The sequence below is a fragment of the Wolbachia endosymbiont (group A) of Melitta haemorrhoidalis genome (assembly GCF_964273365.1).
GTDB lineage: Bacteria > Pseudomonadota > Alphaproteobacteria > Rickettsiales > Anaplasmataceae > Wolbachia > Wolbachia pipientis.
In genome coordinates this window covers 94889-110742 of sequence record NZ_OZ187004.1, presented here as the reverse complement: position 1 = coordinate 110742, position 15854 = coordinate 94889, and the positions used below count along the sequence as shown (strand labels likewise).

Annotated in this window: 14 protein-coding genes and 1 tRNA gene; 4 read left to right on the top strand and 11 right to left on the bottom strand. The window is 36.1% G+C overall.

Going from position 1 to position 15854, the window contains the following annotated elements:
• Positions 1 to 98 precede the first annotated feature (98 nt).
• The 3 genes from icd to nth all read left to right on the top strand — a co-directional run bounded on the left by icd (position 99) and on the right by nth (position 3523).
• Entirely contained in the window at positions 99 to 1517 is a 1419-nt protein-coding gene (gene icd / locus ACICPZ_RS00535; RefSeq protein WP_264374215.1) for an isocitrate dehydrogenase, read from the top strand.
• An 82-nt stretch (positions 1518 to 1599) separates the two neighbouring features.
• Positions 1600 to 2847 carry a molecular chaperone DnaJ gene (locus tag ACICPZ_RS00530; protein ID WP_264373693.1) on the top strand — a complete coding sequence of 416 codons (1248 nt, stop codon included), beginning with the start codon at positions 1600 to 1602 and terminating at the stop codon, positions 2845 to 2847.
• A gap of 37 nt (positions 2848 to 2884) precedes the next feature.
• Positions 2885 to 3523 carry an endonuclease III gene (gene nth, locus ACICPZ_RS00525; protein ID WP_395462126.1) on the top strand — a complete coding sequence of 213 codons (639 nt, stop codon included), beginning with the start codon at positions 2885 to 2887 and terminating at the stop codon, positions 3521 to 3523.
• A 647-nt stretch (positions 3524 to 4170) separates the two neighbouring features.
• Here the strand turns inward: nth and dapE are convergent.
• On the bottom strand, positions 4171 to 5367 hold the full coding sequence (dapE, locus tag ACICPZ_RS00520) for a succinyl-diaminopimelate desuccinylase (protein ID WP_264373692.1): 1197 nt from the start codon (positions 5365 to 5367) through the stop codon (positions 4171 to 4173).
• 42 nt (positions 5368 to 5409) lie between these two features.
• On the opposite strand from dapE, the gene ACICPZ_RS00515 reads away from it, so the two are divergent.
• Complete coding sequence (locus ACICPZ_RS00515; RefSeq protein WP_264329664.1) at positions 5410 to 6666, top strand: iron-containing alcohol dehydrogenase; 1257 nt, start codon at positions 5410 to 5412, stop codon at positions 6664 to 6666.
• Positions 6667 to 6836: 170 nt separating this feature from the next.
• Here ACICPZ_RS00515 and ACICPZ_RS00510 read toward each other — a convergent pair.
• The 10 genes from ACICPZ_RS00510 to gltX all read right to left on the bottom strand — a co-directional run bounded on the left by ACICPZ_RS00510 (position 6837) and on the right by gltX (position 15831).
• A tRNA-Met gene (locus ACICPZ_RS00510) sits at positions 6837 to 6909 on the bottom strand.
• Positions 6909 to 8201 carry an adenylosuccinate lyase gene (gene purB, locus ACICPZ_RS00505; RefSeq protein ID WP_010962833.1) on the bottom strand — a complete coding sequence of 431 codons (1293 nt, stop codon included), beginning with the start codon at positions 8199 to 8201 and terminating at the stop codon, positions 6909 to 6911. Before purB ends, ACICPZ_RS00510 begins: the two co-directional genes overlap by 1 nt.
• Complete coding sequence (locus ACICPZ_RS00500) at positions 8198 to 8431, bottom strand: hypothetical protein (RefSeq protein WP_138344574.1); 234 nt, start codon at positions 8429 to 8431, stop codon at positions 8198 to 8200. Before ACICPZ_RS00500 ends, purB begins: the two co-directional genes overlap by 4 nt.
• Positions 8428 to 8661, bottom strand: a complete 234-nt coding sequence (locus tag ACICPZ_RS00495; protein ID WP_182282649.1) for a hypothetical protein — start codon at positions 8659 to 8661, stop codon at positions 8428 to 8430. The genes ACICPZ_RS00500 and ACICPZ_RS00495 overlap by 4 nt, the downstream gene beginning before the upstream one ends.
• A 6-nt stretch (positions 8662 to 8667) precedes the next feature.
• Positions 8668 to 9222: a 50S ribosomal protein L9 gene (gene rplI / locus ACICPZ_RS00490; RefSeq protein ID WP_006279792.1), complete on the bottom strand. Its 555-nt coding sequence runs from the start codon at positions 9220 to 9222 to the stop codon at positions 8668 to 8670.
• Between the two features lie 7 nt (positions 9223 to 9229).
• Positions 9230 to 9505, bottom strand: coding sequence for a 30S ribosomal protein S18 (rpsR, locus tag ACICPZ_RS00485; RefSeq protein ID WP_007548890.1), 276 nt, complete (start codon positions 9503 to 9505; stop codon positions 9230 to 9232).
• Entirely contained in the window at positions 9505 to 10278 is a 774-nt protein-coding gene (locus tag ACICPZ_RS00480) for a 30S ribosomal protein S6 (protein ID WP_010082465.1), read from the bottom strand. Before ACICPZ_RS00480 ends, rpsR begins: the two co-directional genes overlap by 1 nt.
• A gap of 48 nt (positions 10279 to 10326) precedes the next feature.
• Positions 10327 to 13656, bottom strand: a complete 3330-nt coding sequence (gene dnaE, locus ACICPZ_RS00475) for a DNA polymerase III subunit alpha (protein WP_264374253.1) — start codon at positions 13654 to 13656, stop codon at positions 10327 to 10329.
• Between the two features lie 595 nt (positions 13657 to 14251).
• Positions 14252 to 14401, bottom strand: coding sequence for a hypothetical protein (locus ACICPZ_RS00470; protein ID WP_264374431.1), 150 nt, complete (start codon positions 14399 to 14401; stop codon positions 14252 to 14254).
• 107 nt (positions 14402 to 14508) lie between these two features.
• A complete protein-coding gene (gltX, locus tag ACICPZ_RS00465; protein ID WP_264373691.1) occupies positions 14509 to 15831 on the bottom strand; it encodes a glutamate--tRNA ligase in 1323 nt (440 codons plus the stop codon).
• Positions 15832 to 15854: the final 23 nt, after the last annotated feature.

The window sequence follows — 15854 nt, the reverse complement described above, 5'->3', positions numbered from 1 at the left end:
TATTAAATAACCGTAAATATACTAACTTGGGTAATATTAGCTACTTGTGCCACTCTATTATTTAAATTAATATTAAATCATTTATAACTAGGGAAGTTATGTCAACACTAATCACAGTTGCATATGGCGACGGTATCGGACCAGAAATCATGGAAGCGGTGCTGTCGATATTGCGCGAAGCAGAAGCGGAAATCTCAATAGATATTATTGAAATAGGGGAGCGTGTTTACAGTAAAGAATGGTCTCACGGAATTTCTCCAAGTGGTTGGGAATCAATTGAAAGGACAAAAATATTATTAAAATCTCCGACAACAACTCCTCAAGGTAAAGGGCACAAAAGCTTAAACGTTGCACTCAGAAAAAATCTAGGGTTGTATGCAAATATCAGACCATGCATTTCATATCATCCTGTTATAGAAAATAAATTCGATAAGTTTGATATCGTAGTGATACGTGAAAATGAAGAGGACGTTTACACCGGAATAGAGCATAGGCTCACTGGTGACTCTTACCAATGCACTAAAATTATTACTAGATCTGGCTCAGAGAAGATATGCAGGTACGCTTTTGAATATGCAAAAAAACACAACAGAAAAAAAGTAACTTGCCTGACTAAAGATAACATCATGAAAATGACTGACGGAACTTTCCATGCCGCGTTTGATCGCATTGCAAAGGAATACCCAGATATAAAGGCAGAACATTATATAGTTGATATTGGAATGGCGCGTGTTGCAACAGAACCGGAGAATTTTGATGTTATAGTAACCGAGAACTTATATGGCGACATATTATCAGATATAGTCGCACAAACCTCTGGATCTGTGGGGCTTGCCGGAAGTAGCAACATCGGGAATGAATACGCAATGTTTGAAGCAGTGCACGGTTCTGCCCCTGATATTGCAGGAAAAAACATAGCCAATCCTTCTGGTCTTTTAAATGCTGCAGTGCATATGCTAATTTACATAGGTCAAGTGGGTACTGCAAAACTAATCTACGATGCATGGCTCAAGACTTTGGAGGATGGAATACACACTGCCGATTTATATAAGGAGAAAAGAAGTAAACAGAAAGTTGGTACAAAAGAATTTGCAGGAGCTATTATAGGGAATCTAGGAAAGAAGCCTGCAATATTATCTGAGCTTACAGTCGGTAGCAGTACAAATAGCAAAATAAGTGAAATACAAAATAGCTACGAACAGGATTACAAAGTTAGAAAGCTAGTTGGTAGCGATATAACGCTTGCCTGGAGTAAGCCGGCTGATTTTGACCAAATAGTGAAGTTGTTTGAAACAAGTAATCCGCAGATTATAGCAATATATTCAAAAGGCCTTGCGATTTGGCCAGGAAGTTCAAAGTCTTCAAGTGACCAAATAACCTGCAGGTTCATTGCAAATAATGAAATTACAAATAGTGATGTGAATAACTTGCTAATCAAATTTGAGGAACATAATTTTGATGTGGTGAGAATGGATAAGTTGTATTTGTATGATGGGAAAGAGGGTTTCTTCTCTTAGTGGTTGCTTGATATTTTTATGCTTGTGTGAAACATTAAATATATTATACTAATAGTATCGTGTATTTATGTGAGGTGTAGTAATGAGTCAACATTTTAAGTTAACTGGTCAGGAGTTTTATGATAATAATGATCTGTTTAACGTACTAGAGATAAAAGCTGAACAAATTGTAGGTAAGGATTATCAAGCTCTTAGCAAGTTTCTGAAAAAACAATATAATAAATTGATACTTGTAAACCATCCTGACAAAGGTGGAGACAAAAATAGATTTGATCAGATTTATAAAGCTTATCAAGAGCTAAAAAAGTACATTGAACCTTTAGAGTCAGGAAATCCTTGTGTTAAAGTCAGTGTTGGTGCTGAAAGTAATGGACGTTTAACAGAACGTGAATTTCATTATAGGAAGAAGCTGTTCGATACACTAGGGATTGGTGAAGAAGCTATAGGTAAAGATTTTGATGAATTGACTTCTATATTAAAAAAGAATGATCGTTCGTTTGAAGAGGATTTCAAATACTGTTTTTCAAGAGATGCTTTGAGCAATCTTTCTAGATCGTTGAACCCTGGCGAGCTTGATAAACGCTTATCAAAACCTAGTATGCGGCTATTTCTTTATATTTTTCCTCTAAAGGAAAAAAAGGACCTAGTAGATGAGGATAAAAAAGAATTAGCGTTAAGATTTATAGAACGTAAAAATGCCTTACTACTTATTCGGGCTCTTAGTGTTCTACCCTTAAGCCTGTTAACTACAGTTACTATAGGTTGCTATTTTTCATGGTGGATCATAGCATTTAACATCGCTATTAGTAGAGCCTTTGGTTTATTAGTGAATTATTATATGGAAAAGTATAAAAATTCAGAAATTTCCACTGATGAATTCATAAGTAAAATGAACTATATCGCGCTAGGCAGTAAGCTTCTTATCAACTATCCTTTAGCTGCTTTTTCTGTTTATCTACTTACAACAAATTTCATTGCTAATAGATTAACTATTGGCGGAGGTATACTTGGCTCTCTACTTACATTAGCAATATTAATTGAAGTTCTAGCTTCTGTCTTTTCAAAAGGTTGTGAAATATATGCCGAGAAGCACGCAAAAGATTTACTCGAAGAAGATCCAAGGGATAGAGTGCAAAAGGAAACTGATCTGTTAGGACGGTATGACCCGCGAAAACTATTAATGCCGATAATTATGCCTCTTGTTAGAAAGTGTTTCGCAGAGGTGGCTAACGAATTTGCTGAGAGGAATTTCGATGAAGTGAACACTAATATGTCTGATGTTAACGCTAAACAGCCGTCTGGACCTCAAAAGCAAATTCTTGCACAATAAGAGGTTGGCAGTATAGTATAAGCTTTTAGCTCTATGCATGGACTCAAAAAAAGTAGAACTGATATTTGAAAAATTCAAGCAATCAAATCCTGCACCAAAAATAGAGCTGAATTATACCAATGATTTTATGTTATTAGTTGCGATAGTTCTATCAGCGCGAACAACTGATATAAGCGTTAATAAAATTACAAAGGAGCTATTTAGTATCACTGATACGCCAGAAAAAATGCTGAGTTTTGGGCAGAGTGAGCTAAGAAAATGCATAAGCAGTATTGGTTTATATAATTCCAAAGCAAAAAATATAATCGGGCTTAGTAAAATATTGGTAGAACGATACGACAGCAAAGTACCTACTAATTTCGATGATTTGGTATCTTTACCAGGGGTTGGGAGAAAGAGCGCTAATGTGTTCTTAAATTCGGGGCTTGGCATTCCAACGTTGGCAGTTGACACTCATGTTTTTAGAGTGAGCAATAGAGTTGGGCTTGTGAAAGAAAAAGATGTGTTTAAAACAGAGCAATCTCTTTTAAATGTAGTTCCAAAAGAATACCTGCTTTATGCTCATCACTGGCTAGTTTTGCATGGTAGATATGTTTGCAAAGCACAAAAACCTTCGTGTGAAGCGTGTATAATTCATGATTTATGTGAGTTTGAGTGCAAAAGGTATAAGGTCTAGTATTTCTTCTTTTGTCATTCAAGTAGCTCCTATGATGTCATTCCAGTCTGGAATCCAGATTGGACACTGGGTTATAAAAGTATAGCTTCTACGTCATACCGCCGCGGTATCTCTAGATCCCGCTAACATGTAGCGGGATAACGGTTGTCGTTTAGCTATAAATATTAAGAAATTTACCAAATGAAAAAAAAGGCAAAAGAAGCCCTGGTCATTGTCTATTTTCAGTATTGGCGTTTTTTAAGTCTTAAACACTGCAATTTAGCTGCTTTTAAATGCAACTCACCTTAGTTTAAATGTTTAAGAAATTTACTAAGCAGAAAAAAAGGCAAAAGAAATCCCGTGTTAGCTAGTTGTCACTCTCTAATCCTGCAAATTGGCGTACTATACTGTCTTAAACGACTTATAAGCGCGTTTCAGCTTATATAGGTAAAAACCCAGAAATGTTGTGAAGACATAAGGTGCACATAGTGCAAAAAATTAAAAATAAGACGCCAACTACGTTGTTTTCTTGCTGTTTAATCTGCACAGATGAAGATAACTGAATACCTTCAGTATCATGATAAGAGGGCTGGCGAGGTTTGTCAAGTAAGTTTTTTCGTTTCTCAACACGCTGCCAAAAGTTTATTATGCAAGAGATCTGATTATATCTAAGCTAACAATGGACCACTAGATATATTACTAACCACGTTGACCTGATTCAATATTTTATTAGTGGGATTGAAATAATTTTCTATAAATTCCTTATATATAGCTGTTAACTTGTGTATATCGTTTACTGATACGCATTCGTTTATCTGATGTGCGGTTTTGTTGATTATACCAAATTCAATCACTGGACAAACATCTTTGATAAACGCAGCGTCAGATGTGCCACCACTTGTGCTCAGCACAGCATCAATACTGGTAACTTTATTTATCGCATCAAGCATAATATCAGTATTTCTATCGGGAGTAGAGAGGAAAACGTCCCTGCTGCTATGCATAGAAAGTTTATAATCGTTAGTTACACTGGAGCATATTTCATCAATCAGCTTATATAAGCCACCCGGTGTTTGTTCATTGTTATATCGAATGTTAAAACGTGTAGTTGCTGAGCCAGGTATTAGATTGCTAGTATTATTTCCAACATCGATAGTAGTAACTTCGCAATGTGAAGGCTGAAAATATTTATTACCATGATCAAAAGTAGTATTTTTTACCTTACTCAATATCGATATTACCTTATATATTGGATTGTCTGCTAGGTCTGGGTAGGCAACGTGCCCTTGTTTTCCATGGCAAATTAATTCAAATGTTACAGAACCTCTTCTGCCTATTTTTATGGTATCACCTAATTTCTCACTACTGGTTGGTTCGCCAACCACACAAAAATCTATCTTTTTCTGCTTATTTTTCATCCATTCCAAAACTGCCTTTGTTCCATATTCTTCCATGCTTTCTTCAGCACTGGTAATCAATGCACTTATTGAACCATTGAACTGAAACTTCTCTGCAATCAAATTTACCATAGCAGCAATAAATGCAGCTACTCCGCTTTTCATATCAGCGGCCCCTCTTCCATATAGCATTCCATCCCTCACTTCTGGTTTAAATGGACCAAATGCCCAATCTTTTAACTGACCAGGTGGTACAACATCAACGTGCCCAGCAAAGCACAAATTTGGTACTCCATTTATATATTTCGCATAAAGATTTTTAACTTTATCACCAAATTCTAAAATCTCACAATCAAAGCCGCTCTTCTTGAAGATTGTTGCTATATACTCTATTGCCCCGCTGTCTTCTGGTGTTATACTCTCAAAAGAGATCAATTTCCTAGTTAGCTCTACAGGGTCAATTTTCATGTCAATCTTAAAATACTTATACTGCTATATTGTAAACACTCTATGCACTATTTAAAACAAATATTACATCAAACCGAACAAACTTTTCTAAGGGAAGTAATAACAGATTACCACCTTGCTGATGATATCTATGAAATATGCACACAACACGGAAATGACATCTTTCTAGTTGCAGATGAAAATACAGCAAAACTTTTAAACAAAAACGTATTTAATAAAATTTCTCATTTAATTATTCCAACCCCACCTGCCATTCCAGTGTCACGCGCTGGGATGACATCAAGTAGAGAAATGACACCAAGCAGAGCTGCCTCTCTTGAAACCGTAAATCTAGTGAGAAACAAAGTAAAAGACAGTGACTTAATAGTTGCATTTGGTAGCGGCACCGTTAACGATATCTGCAAATATGCAAGCTACCTCGAGAAAAAAGATTATATATCCTTTCCAACAGCCGCTTCTATGAATGGATATACATCCGCAAATGCTTCAATATTAGTAAATGGATATAAAAAATCGTTCAAAGCACATCTTCCAAGAGCAATATATATAGATATAGACATACTTGCCAATGCGCCACTGCGCCTCACATTAAGCGGATTTGCAGATTTCATTTGTCGTTCAACAGTTCAGGCTGACTGGCTACTATCTCATTTGTTGCTTAGCACAGAATACAATGAATTACCTTTTACACTTGTTCGCGATTTGGAGCAAATTTTGCTAAGAGAGTATACGGCGCTTACTAAAAGAAGTAGAAAAGTGGTCCTATTACTTATGGAAGTTCTACTAATTTCAGGACTTGGAATGGTAATATCAAAAGGCAGCTATTCTGCAAGCCAAGGAGAGCATATGATAGCTCACGCAATGGAAATGGTAACAAGAGATCATTCCTTACTACATGGCGAAAAAATTGCTGTTACGACGATTACCATGGCTAATTTGCAGGAAAAGATATTATCAATACAAAACCCGATTATCAAACCGACCACTTTAGATGTAAAACATATAACTCAGTGCTTTGATAATATCGAATTTGTAAGAACTTTTGAACAGAAGCAAATTATGCAGCAAAAAATCCAAGAGATTATTTGTAAAGAATGGCATAATATTTCCAGTTTAATTAAGCAAAATTTACTACCTGCAAAACACCTGCAAAAAATATTTGAAGATCTATCAATTCCACACTTACCAGAGCACCTCAGTTGGAATAAAGAACAATATTGTAAAGTGGTCGATCTTGCGTTTACAACAAGAGATAGATTCACCTTTCTTGACTTAGCTAACTGCATAGAAGAAAGTTAAGTTTTGTAGTGAAATTCTGTCATTTAAAGAGATCATAGGCCAAAAGCTAAACCCTTTTCACAATCTCTTATCCATTGTCTCCTCACCTGAGTGGATATACAACTCATTCCAAGTAACTGACACTGGGTTTCACCAATAGCACTGCTTTGCTAAACATAGTTTAGTTCGAGTGGCTGAGGAGGGACTTGAACCCCCGACCAAGAGATTATGATCCTCCTGCTCTACCAACTGAGCTACTCAGCCTAATTAAAAACCTTATTATACACACGATCTATATGTTTCGTATAATACTTCAAATCAAACAAAGATTCAAGTTTTTCCGAGTTAATAACCTTAAGTAAGGGTTTATCTTGTTTCAATTCGGCCAGAAAATCACTGTTGTTTTGTTTCACTTTCATTGCATTGCTCTGAACAATTTTATACGCCTCTTCCCTCGCCAAACCACTATTTACTAACTCAAGCAATACACGCTGTGAGAAAACTAAACCTTTTGAAGAATTTAAGTTCTTTTCAATGTTTTCCTTATTGATCACCAATTTATCTATCAAATCTGTTAATCGCACTAAAGCAAAATCCATTGTTATACAAGCATCAGGAGCAATGCATCTTTCCACAGACGAGTGTGATATATCACGTTCGTGCCACAATGCAACATTTTCTAACGCAGGAAAAACATAACTGCGTATTAAACGTGAGAGTCCAGTCAGATTTTCACTTAAAATAGGATTACATTTGTGTGGCATAGCAGAGCTTCCCTTCTGCCCAGTGGAAAAATGCTCAGAAATTTCGCCGATTTCAGTTCTTTGCAAATGACGAATTTCAACAGCAACATTTTCTATTGAACTTGCAATTACTCCCAAAACTGAAAAGAACATGGCATGTCTATCACGAGGAATGATTTGAGATGATATGGTTTCAGGTATGAGTCCCATTTCTTTCGCTACATATTCTTCAACAAACGGATCAACATTTGCAAAATTGCCTACTGCACCTGATATTTTACAAATTGAGATCTCTTTTTGCGCGCTAATTAATCTCTGATAATTGCGTTTAAATTCAGCATAAAATCTGGCAAATTTTATTCCAAGAGTTGTTGGTTCTGCATGCATTCCGTGACTGCGTCCAACACAAACAATATCTTTATAGTCCTCAGCTTTTTTTTTCAATGCTGCAAGTAAATTTTTTAGATTCTCGAGCAAAATATCACAGGACTCTTTCAGTTGCACCGCAAGGCATGTATCCAAAACATCAGAACTTGTCATTCCATAATGAAGATAACGAACATCAACTCCCGCTTTTTTAGCAATATATGTCAGAAAAGCTATAACATCATGTTTTACAATGGATTCAATTTCGTTGATACATTCAACATCAAATTCAATAGCACCAGAGAGGTTCTCAGCAATATTATTCGGAATCACTCCTAACTTTGCTTGAGCTTCACACGCTAATTTTTCTATTTTAAGCCATATATTAAATTTATTATTTTCCTCCCAAATGGAAGACATTTCTTTTCTGCTATAGCGGGGAATCATTTTTGATTTATTCCAATAATGGTGTCATTCCAGTGCGTGACACTGGAATCCAGATATAAAAGTATTTGCAAATTATTCAATGGACAACGGATTCTAGAAGCATAAAATAATGTCCATGATGAAATAAACTGGATCCCAGTGTCACGCACTGGGATGACATGAGGGAAGCACTGGGATGACACCAGCTTAGCCATGGCAGAAATTTCTTTACGGCTATAGCGTGGGATCATTTTTGATTTACTCCAATAATGGTGTCATTCCAGTGCGTGACACTGGAATCCAGGTATAAAAGTATTTGCAAATTATTCAATGGACAACGGATTCTAGAAGCATAAAATAATGTCCATGATGAAATAAACTGGATCCCAGTGTCACGCACTGGGATGACATGAGGGAAGCACTGGGATGACACCAGCTTAGCCATGGCAGACATTTCTTTACGACTATAACAAGGGATCATCTTTGATCAGCTATCATCACCATCAGTAGCTTCTTTATTCGCATCTTGCTCTGCCTCTTGTTGCTCAGACTTCTGATTTTGCAATTTTACTTGCCTTAGCTCATTTGCATCTGTTTCGGATTTCACGACGTATATAGTAATTGGTACTACTACTTCACTATGTAATTCTACGTTTACTTGGTATTCACCCAAGTTTTTGATGCTTACTCCACCAAAAGATAAACTACGGTGATCTATCACATGTCCTTCTTGTAGTAAAATTTTCGCAATTTCACGTGTTGTTACAGAACCAAAAATTTTACCATCCTCTGAAGCTTGCTTTATTAATACCACAAACTTATCATGTAGTGACAACGCAAGCTCTTTTGCTACATTTAATCTTTTTATATTCTCTTCTTCCAGTAATAAACGTTGCTCCTCTAGCTTTGTTAAATTTTCCTTGGTAGCTTTCACCGCTTTTCTTTGTGGAAAAAGAAAATTACGTGCATAACCTGGTTTAACTTTGACAACTTCACCAAGCTTACCTAAAGTCCTTATATTTTCCTTTAAAATTATCAACATAAATTACCTAAACTTTTTTAGTACAGTAAGGAATAAGAGCTAAAAAACGTGCCCTTATGATCGCTAAGCGTAACTTCCTTTGTTTTTTTGCACATACGCCTGTTAATCTTCTAGGTAATATCCTACCATAGTCAGAGGTAAACTTGGATAATAAATCTATATTCTTATAATCTATGTCTTCATCTTTAGACGCAGCAAGAGGGCAAACTTTAGAACGCCTAAAGCCAGTCCTATTATTTACAGATACGTAAGAATTATTAAAACTATTTCGTCTTTTCATCATTATGCGCTTTGCTCCTCAATTTGTTTATTCATCATATGAGATTTACCTTCAAAAATTTTATCAACCTGCACAGGAAAGTGGCGAATAACGTTCTCATTAAGTTTCATTCTACGCATAAATTCATCCAGAATGCTTGCAGTAGAACTTATGCACATTATACAATAATGACCGCTCTTCATTTTATTTTTGTGATATGCAAAATCCAAAAGACCCCAATGTTCATACTTGATTAATCCTGATGCTTCAATGTTTTTCAAAAGCATTTCCAACGCTTTGCTCGATTGAGTTGGACCGTTTATTCTAAAATCTTTCAAAATATCTTGAAAAATCTTTATTAGATGTTCTGAAATATTTCTCTTCAAAGCATTTACTGCGTTATGGATAAACGCACTTTTAGTACTGCCTCCTAGAAATTTTGTAAAATCTTGCGTTATTCCTAAATCTTTTAGGTCATCTTTCAACTCTTTATCGATTTTTGACTTCACTTCTTTCAAATTTGAAAGATCTTCTTCTAATTCAACCCATAAAATTTTTGTAAGATCTTCCAAGAAGTCAGAGTAAGCAACTAGACTTTCTTTAATGTCCTCAGCACGCACTTCTAACTCTTGTTTTGTAAGCTTGTCATTTCCTTTTTTCAGAATATCCCTGATTTGCTGGAACATAATATCTGCTTTAATATTTTTCAATGAAACAGCTAGCTCTTGGACCATCTCCTCTACTTCTTGCTGTAACAATCCTTGTTGTGCTATAAAAGTAAATTCATAAAGATTCACTATATCTTCCTTTAATACCGATTAAATATTTCATTATATAAAGCTTTTTTATATAAGCAAGTTATTTGTATTAATTTCTACGCCTTTAATCCAGCTTAAATTAGATATTTCATAAATTACTTGAGGAGCAATTGAGTATGCACCTGGTAATAAGATGCTCACTTTATGTTTTTCGAGAAGAAGTTTTAGCATTATTTTGGTTCTGCCTTCATCTTTCAATATTGTGTTTAATTCCATAGCGGCTTTTTGCGAATCCGTGCACTCAGTGGTGAGAACTAATTCTTTTATTGTAGAAGTGACTCTTTTTGTAAACTCAGATATATCCTTGCCTGCTAATCTTGTTGTATTTTCCGAAGCTTCAAGATCAATTATCACAAATGTTCCTGGTGAAAATAAATCTCTTTTTTCTTCTATTATTTCATTATTATAGAATGCTATTTCAGAAACGTTATGGGGATCAGAAAGTGTGAGGATAACAAACCTTCCACGCTCTGAAGTTCTCATACGTGCATTTAATATTACCCCAGCAGTTTTTGCTGTTCTATTTTCTCCGATAAACCCAATATTTAACTTTTCCAGAAGAGTTCTAAATTTTTCAAGCGGATGATTAGTTAAATAAAATCCTAGTGAAAATAACTCATGTTCTAATTTTTCCTCTTCATCAAAATCTTCCACATTCTCAAGTTTCGGTTTGAGGACATCAAGACTACCAAACAAAGCAGCTTGACTTGATTCTCTATCCTGTTTGTTTTTATTTGCAAAGTAAATCAGCGTGTCCATTGACTCATATAGCTGCTTTCTGTTCTTATGCACGCTATCGAATGCTCCGGATTTAATCAGGCTTTCTAGCGCTCTCTTATTTATTATATGACCTGAATTTTGAATGAATTCCCATATGTCCTTACAAGCGCTTGAACGTACGTTCACTATTCCTTCCGCTATAGAAAAACCAACATTCCTCAAGGCAGCAATACCATAACGTATGCGTTCATCCTCTATTGAGAATTCAGCTTGAGACTTGTTTATATCAGGTGAAAGAACGGTAACGCCACTAAACTTTGCTGCATGATAAAATAAATTCAGTTTATCTCTATCATCAATATTCAGATTCATTAGTGCTGTAAAAAATTCTAATGGATAATTAGCTTTAAGGTAAGCCGTTTGATAAGATATCACCGCATATGCTGCAGCATGAGATTTATTGAACCCATAACCAGCAAATTTTGCAACAAGGTCAAAGATATAACTTGCCCTGTCATAATCAACGCCATTTTTTGTTGCCCCTTGGACAAAAAGTTCACGTTGTTTATCCATCTCTTCCTTAATTTTCTTACCCATGGCACGTCTTAGCAAATCTGCTTCTGCGAGACTATATCCAGAGAGAATACGCGCTATTTCCATCACTTGTTCTTGGTAAATTATTACCCCAAATGTCTCTTTTAATACTTCCTCAAGTAACGGATGAATATAATCTGGCTTTTCAAGGCCATGCTTTCTTGCAACATAAGTTGGAATGTTATCCATAGGTCCTGGACGATAAAGGGAAATTAAAGCGATAATATCTTCAATGCAGTCCGGTTTTAGTTTAATTAAAGCTTCTCTCATTCCCGAACTTTCAAGCTGAAACACTCCAATTGAATCACCGCTTGAGAGCATCTCATAGGTTTTTTGATCATTCAAAGGAACTGAAGAAATATCGATCTTTTTTTCATCACGATTAATTAAACGACACACATGATCTATTAGCGTTAGCGTACCAAGTCCAAGAAAATCAAATTTTATTAGCCCAGCTTTCTCCACATATTTCATGCTGTATTGAGTGATTGGCAGAGCCGAATTTGGATCGTAGTACACAGGAACAAAATTTTCCAACTTTTGATCACATATTACAATTCCAGCAGCATGAGTTGAAACGTGACGATATATTCCTTCGAGCCTTAGCGATATATCAAGAAGCTTTGCAATTACCTCATCACTATCCCGCTCTTTCTGCAGGTTTTGATCAAACTCTATCGCTTGTGATAAAGTTACAGGATTTACTGGATTAAATGGAACCATTTTAGATATTTTATCCACTTGAGAGTAAGGCATTTGCAATACTCTACCAACATCACGCAATACTGCCCTTGCTTGCAATTTTCCAAAAGTGATTATTTGAGCAACATAACCGTACTTTTTCTGAACATAATCAATAACCAGGTCCCTTTTCTCTTGGCAGAAATCGATATCAAAGTCAGGCATCGATACACGATCAGGATTCAAAAATCTTTCAAATATTAGGCCAAACTTTATTGGATCAAGGTCTGTAATCTGCAAGCCCCAAGCAACAATTGATCCAGCACCAGAGCCTCTTCCTGGACCAACTGGAATGCCATTTGCTTTGCTCCAACGAATGAAATCAGAAACTATCAAAAAGTAGCCAGCGTAGTTCATCGAAGTTATCACACTCAGTTCGTAATTCAGCCGATCGTAGTATTGTTTAAGGTCTATGTCTGTCTCATTCGCAATACGGAATTCTAATCCTGCAACTGCCTGCTCCCTCAGTTCTTCATTCTCAGTTTTATTTTCTCGACAAGGAAATTTAGGCAAAATAGGCTGCCTGCTTCTTGGCATGTAAGAGCACCGCTTAGCTATCACTAAAGTGTTATGAATTGCTTCGGGAATGTCGCTGAACAGCTCCTCCATTTCTGCCACAGACTTGAAGTAATGCTCGGTAGTTAACTTCTTTCTGTTATTCTCCAGGGCATAACTCCCCTCCGATATACACGTTAATATATCATAAGCCTCATAGTCAGACCTATTTGGAAAAAACACATCGTTCGTTGCAACTAGTGGTATATTGCGCTGATAAGCAAAGTCTATTAAAGCTTCTTCAAGCTCTAGCTCTTTATTCAGCCCATGACGCTGCAATTCAACATATAAATGACCATTGAATGCTGAAAGCAGTTTTTCAACCGTTTCTTTATCTTGCCCCAACAATAGTTGAGCCAAACATCCACCGGTTAAAGCGATCAGACCCGTACTTAAATTCAATAGCTCATCAAAATCAACGTAAGGAATATCGCTGTTATTCTTGCGCTTTCTAAAAGACTCACTCACCAAAGTGACTAAATTAGTGTACCCTTGCTCATTTTTTGCAAGCAATAATATAGGTAAATTTTGTTCTGAATGTTTAACTATAATATTGCATCCTATTATTAGCTGTATTCCCCTACTTGCCGCATATTCTGCAAACTCAAGTGAACCAAATAAATTACCTGAATCAGTAATTGCAACCGCTGGCATTTTATTTCGCAAACAAAGGCCGATCAGCTCCTCAATTTTAACCGAGCTTTCAAGCAGCGAATAAACACTATGAACACGTAAGTGTATGAACATAAGAAACTTTAGATCAACAAAAAAGGATAACATTAATTTACTCATGAGAACATAATTTTCATGAGAACAAAAGCCTATAAAATTCTAAAATTAAAATACAAAAACTTACTTGACAAACTCCGCCAGCTCCCTTATCATGATAGTGAAGCTATTGTATTTGCTTTCGCCAATCTGCAGATTAAAAGGTAAGGATTACTTAATGTATCGGCGTCTTATGTTCAATTTTTTGCAGTATATAGATACTGTATGTCTTTACAAAACTTCATCTACATCTAGATTTTTATCTAAATAAGCTGAACGCGCTTATAAAGCGTTACAAGACATCAAAAAATGCCAATACTCGACAGAGATAGTAAAAGACTAGCTAACTCGGGGATTCTTTGTCTTTTTTTCTGCTTAGTAAATTTCTTAAACATTTGCAGCGTAAGTTAGTTGCAATTAAAAGCGGCTGAATCTCGCTTGTCAAGCGTTTAAAACATAAAAAACGCCAATATTTTAAAGCGGATAATAACCACGGGGCTTCTTTTGCCTTTTTTTTTATTTGGTAAATTTCTTAATGTTTATGGCTAAACGACAACCGTCATCCCGCTGCTTGTTAGCGGGATCTCTTGTTAGCGGCTGAGATACCGCGAATGAATCGCGGTATGACGTAGATTGCTGTCATTCCAGTGCTCCTTTTTTTGTCATCCCAGTGTCTGGGCACTGGGATGACAAGAAAGAGGCTACTTGGATGACACCCTGACAACCGTCATCCCGCTACTTGTTAGCGGGATCTCTTGTTAGCGGCTAAGGGATACCGCGAATGAATCGCGGTATGACGTAGGGATTGCATTAGCTATAATTCTTTAGTTTTCACTTTTCTTTTAACCTTGCAATGATATTTTCTTTGCCGATAAAAATTAATAGTTTAGCGAGCTCTGGTCCTGTTTCTGTTCCTGTTAAAGCTGAACGCAACTGCGTAAATAGGTTTTTTGCCTTTATATCCACTGTTTGTCGAATAGTTTTGACCCATTCTGACAACGTGTTTTCATTACAATCACCTTGGGGCAATGCATTGAACGCAATTTTTATAAGCTCCTTATCAAGAATCACAGGCTCTATATCGGATTTGCATATTTTCCACCACTTGGCCACCTCAGAAAACCTTTCTATATTGTTCTTTATAAAATACCAAAACTCTGAGGAGTCCACTCCAATTTGATTTAAACGTTCTTGTATAATTTCAAATGGCATTTGTTGCAGCACTTTGCAATTTAGCTTGTATGCTTCACTCAAGCTAAATTGCGTACATGCTGAGCTAAATTTTTTAATGTCAAATGAATCAATCAAAGATTGCATACAGGCGCAAGCTTCAATTGGATTGGATGTTCCGAGCTTCACTAAATAACTAACTAGTGCCATCGGTTCAATTTCATCTTCTTTTATAGATTTAATGTCCAGCACGCCGGTTCGCTTGGATATTTTGCTATCATCAAAATGTAGCAGAGAAAGGTGAGCAAATGTAGGGATTTTCGCTTTTAATGCTTTAATCATTTGGAGCTGAACTGCGGTATTAGTTACATGATCTTCCCCGCGTACAACATGGGTTACATTAAAGTCAACATCATCAATAACAGAAGGTAACATGTATGTGTAAATTCCATCTTCTCTTTTTACCACAGGGTCACTTATGCTACTGGTTGCAATATTTATTTCACCTTTAACTTCATCATTCCATTTAACAACTTCATTTCTATCCAACTTAAATCTAAAATGTGGTCTTCTTCCTTCTTGCTCATAACTAATTTTCTCTTGCTCAGTTAGAAGTAACGCGCTTCTGTCATATACAGGGGGAAGTCCTTGTTTTAACTGCAATTTTCGTTTAATGTCTAACTCTTCTCTTGTTTCATAGCATGCATAAATATGCCCTTCTTTTATTAACTGCAAAAACACCTCGTTATAACGCTCAAAGCGCTCTGATTGCTTGAAACTTGCATCCCAATTGATACCAATCCATTTCAAATCTTGTATGATATCATTTATATATTTGACATCTGAACGCTGAAGGTCAGTATCATCAAAACGGAGTAAAAATTTTCCATTTTGATTGCGTGTGTACATCCAACAAACCAAGGCAGTTCGTACGTTTCCTACGTGGAGGTAGCCAGTTGGGCTTGGAGCGAATCTTGTTAGCATTTAAATAGCAATATTGTTTACTC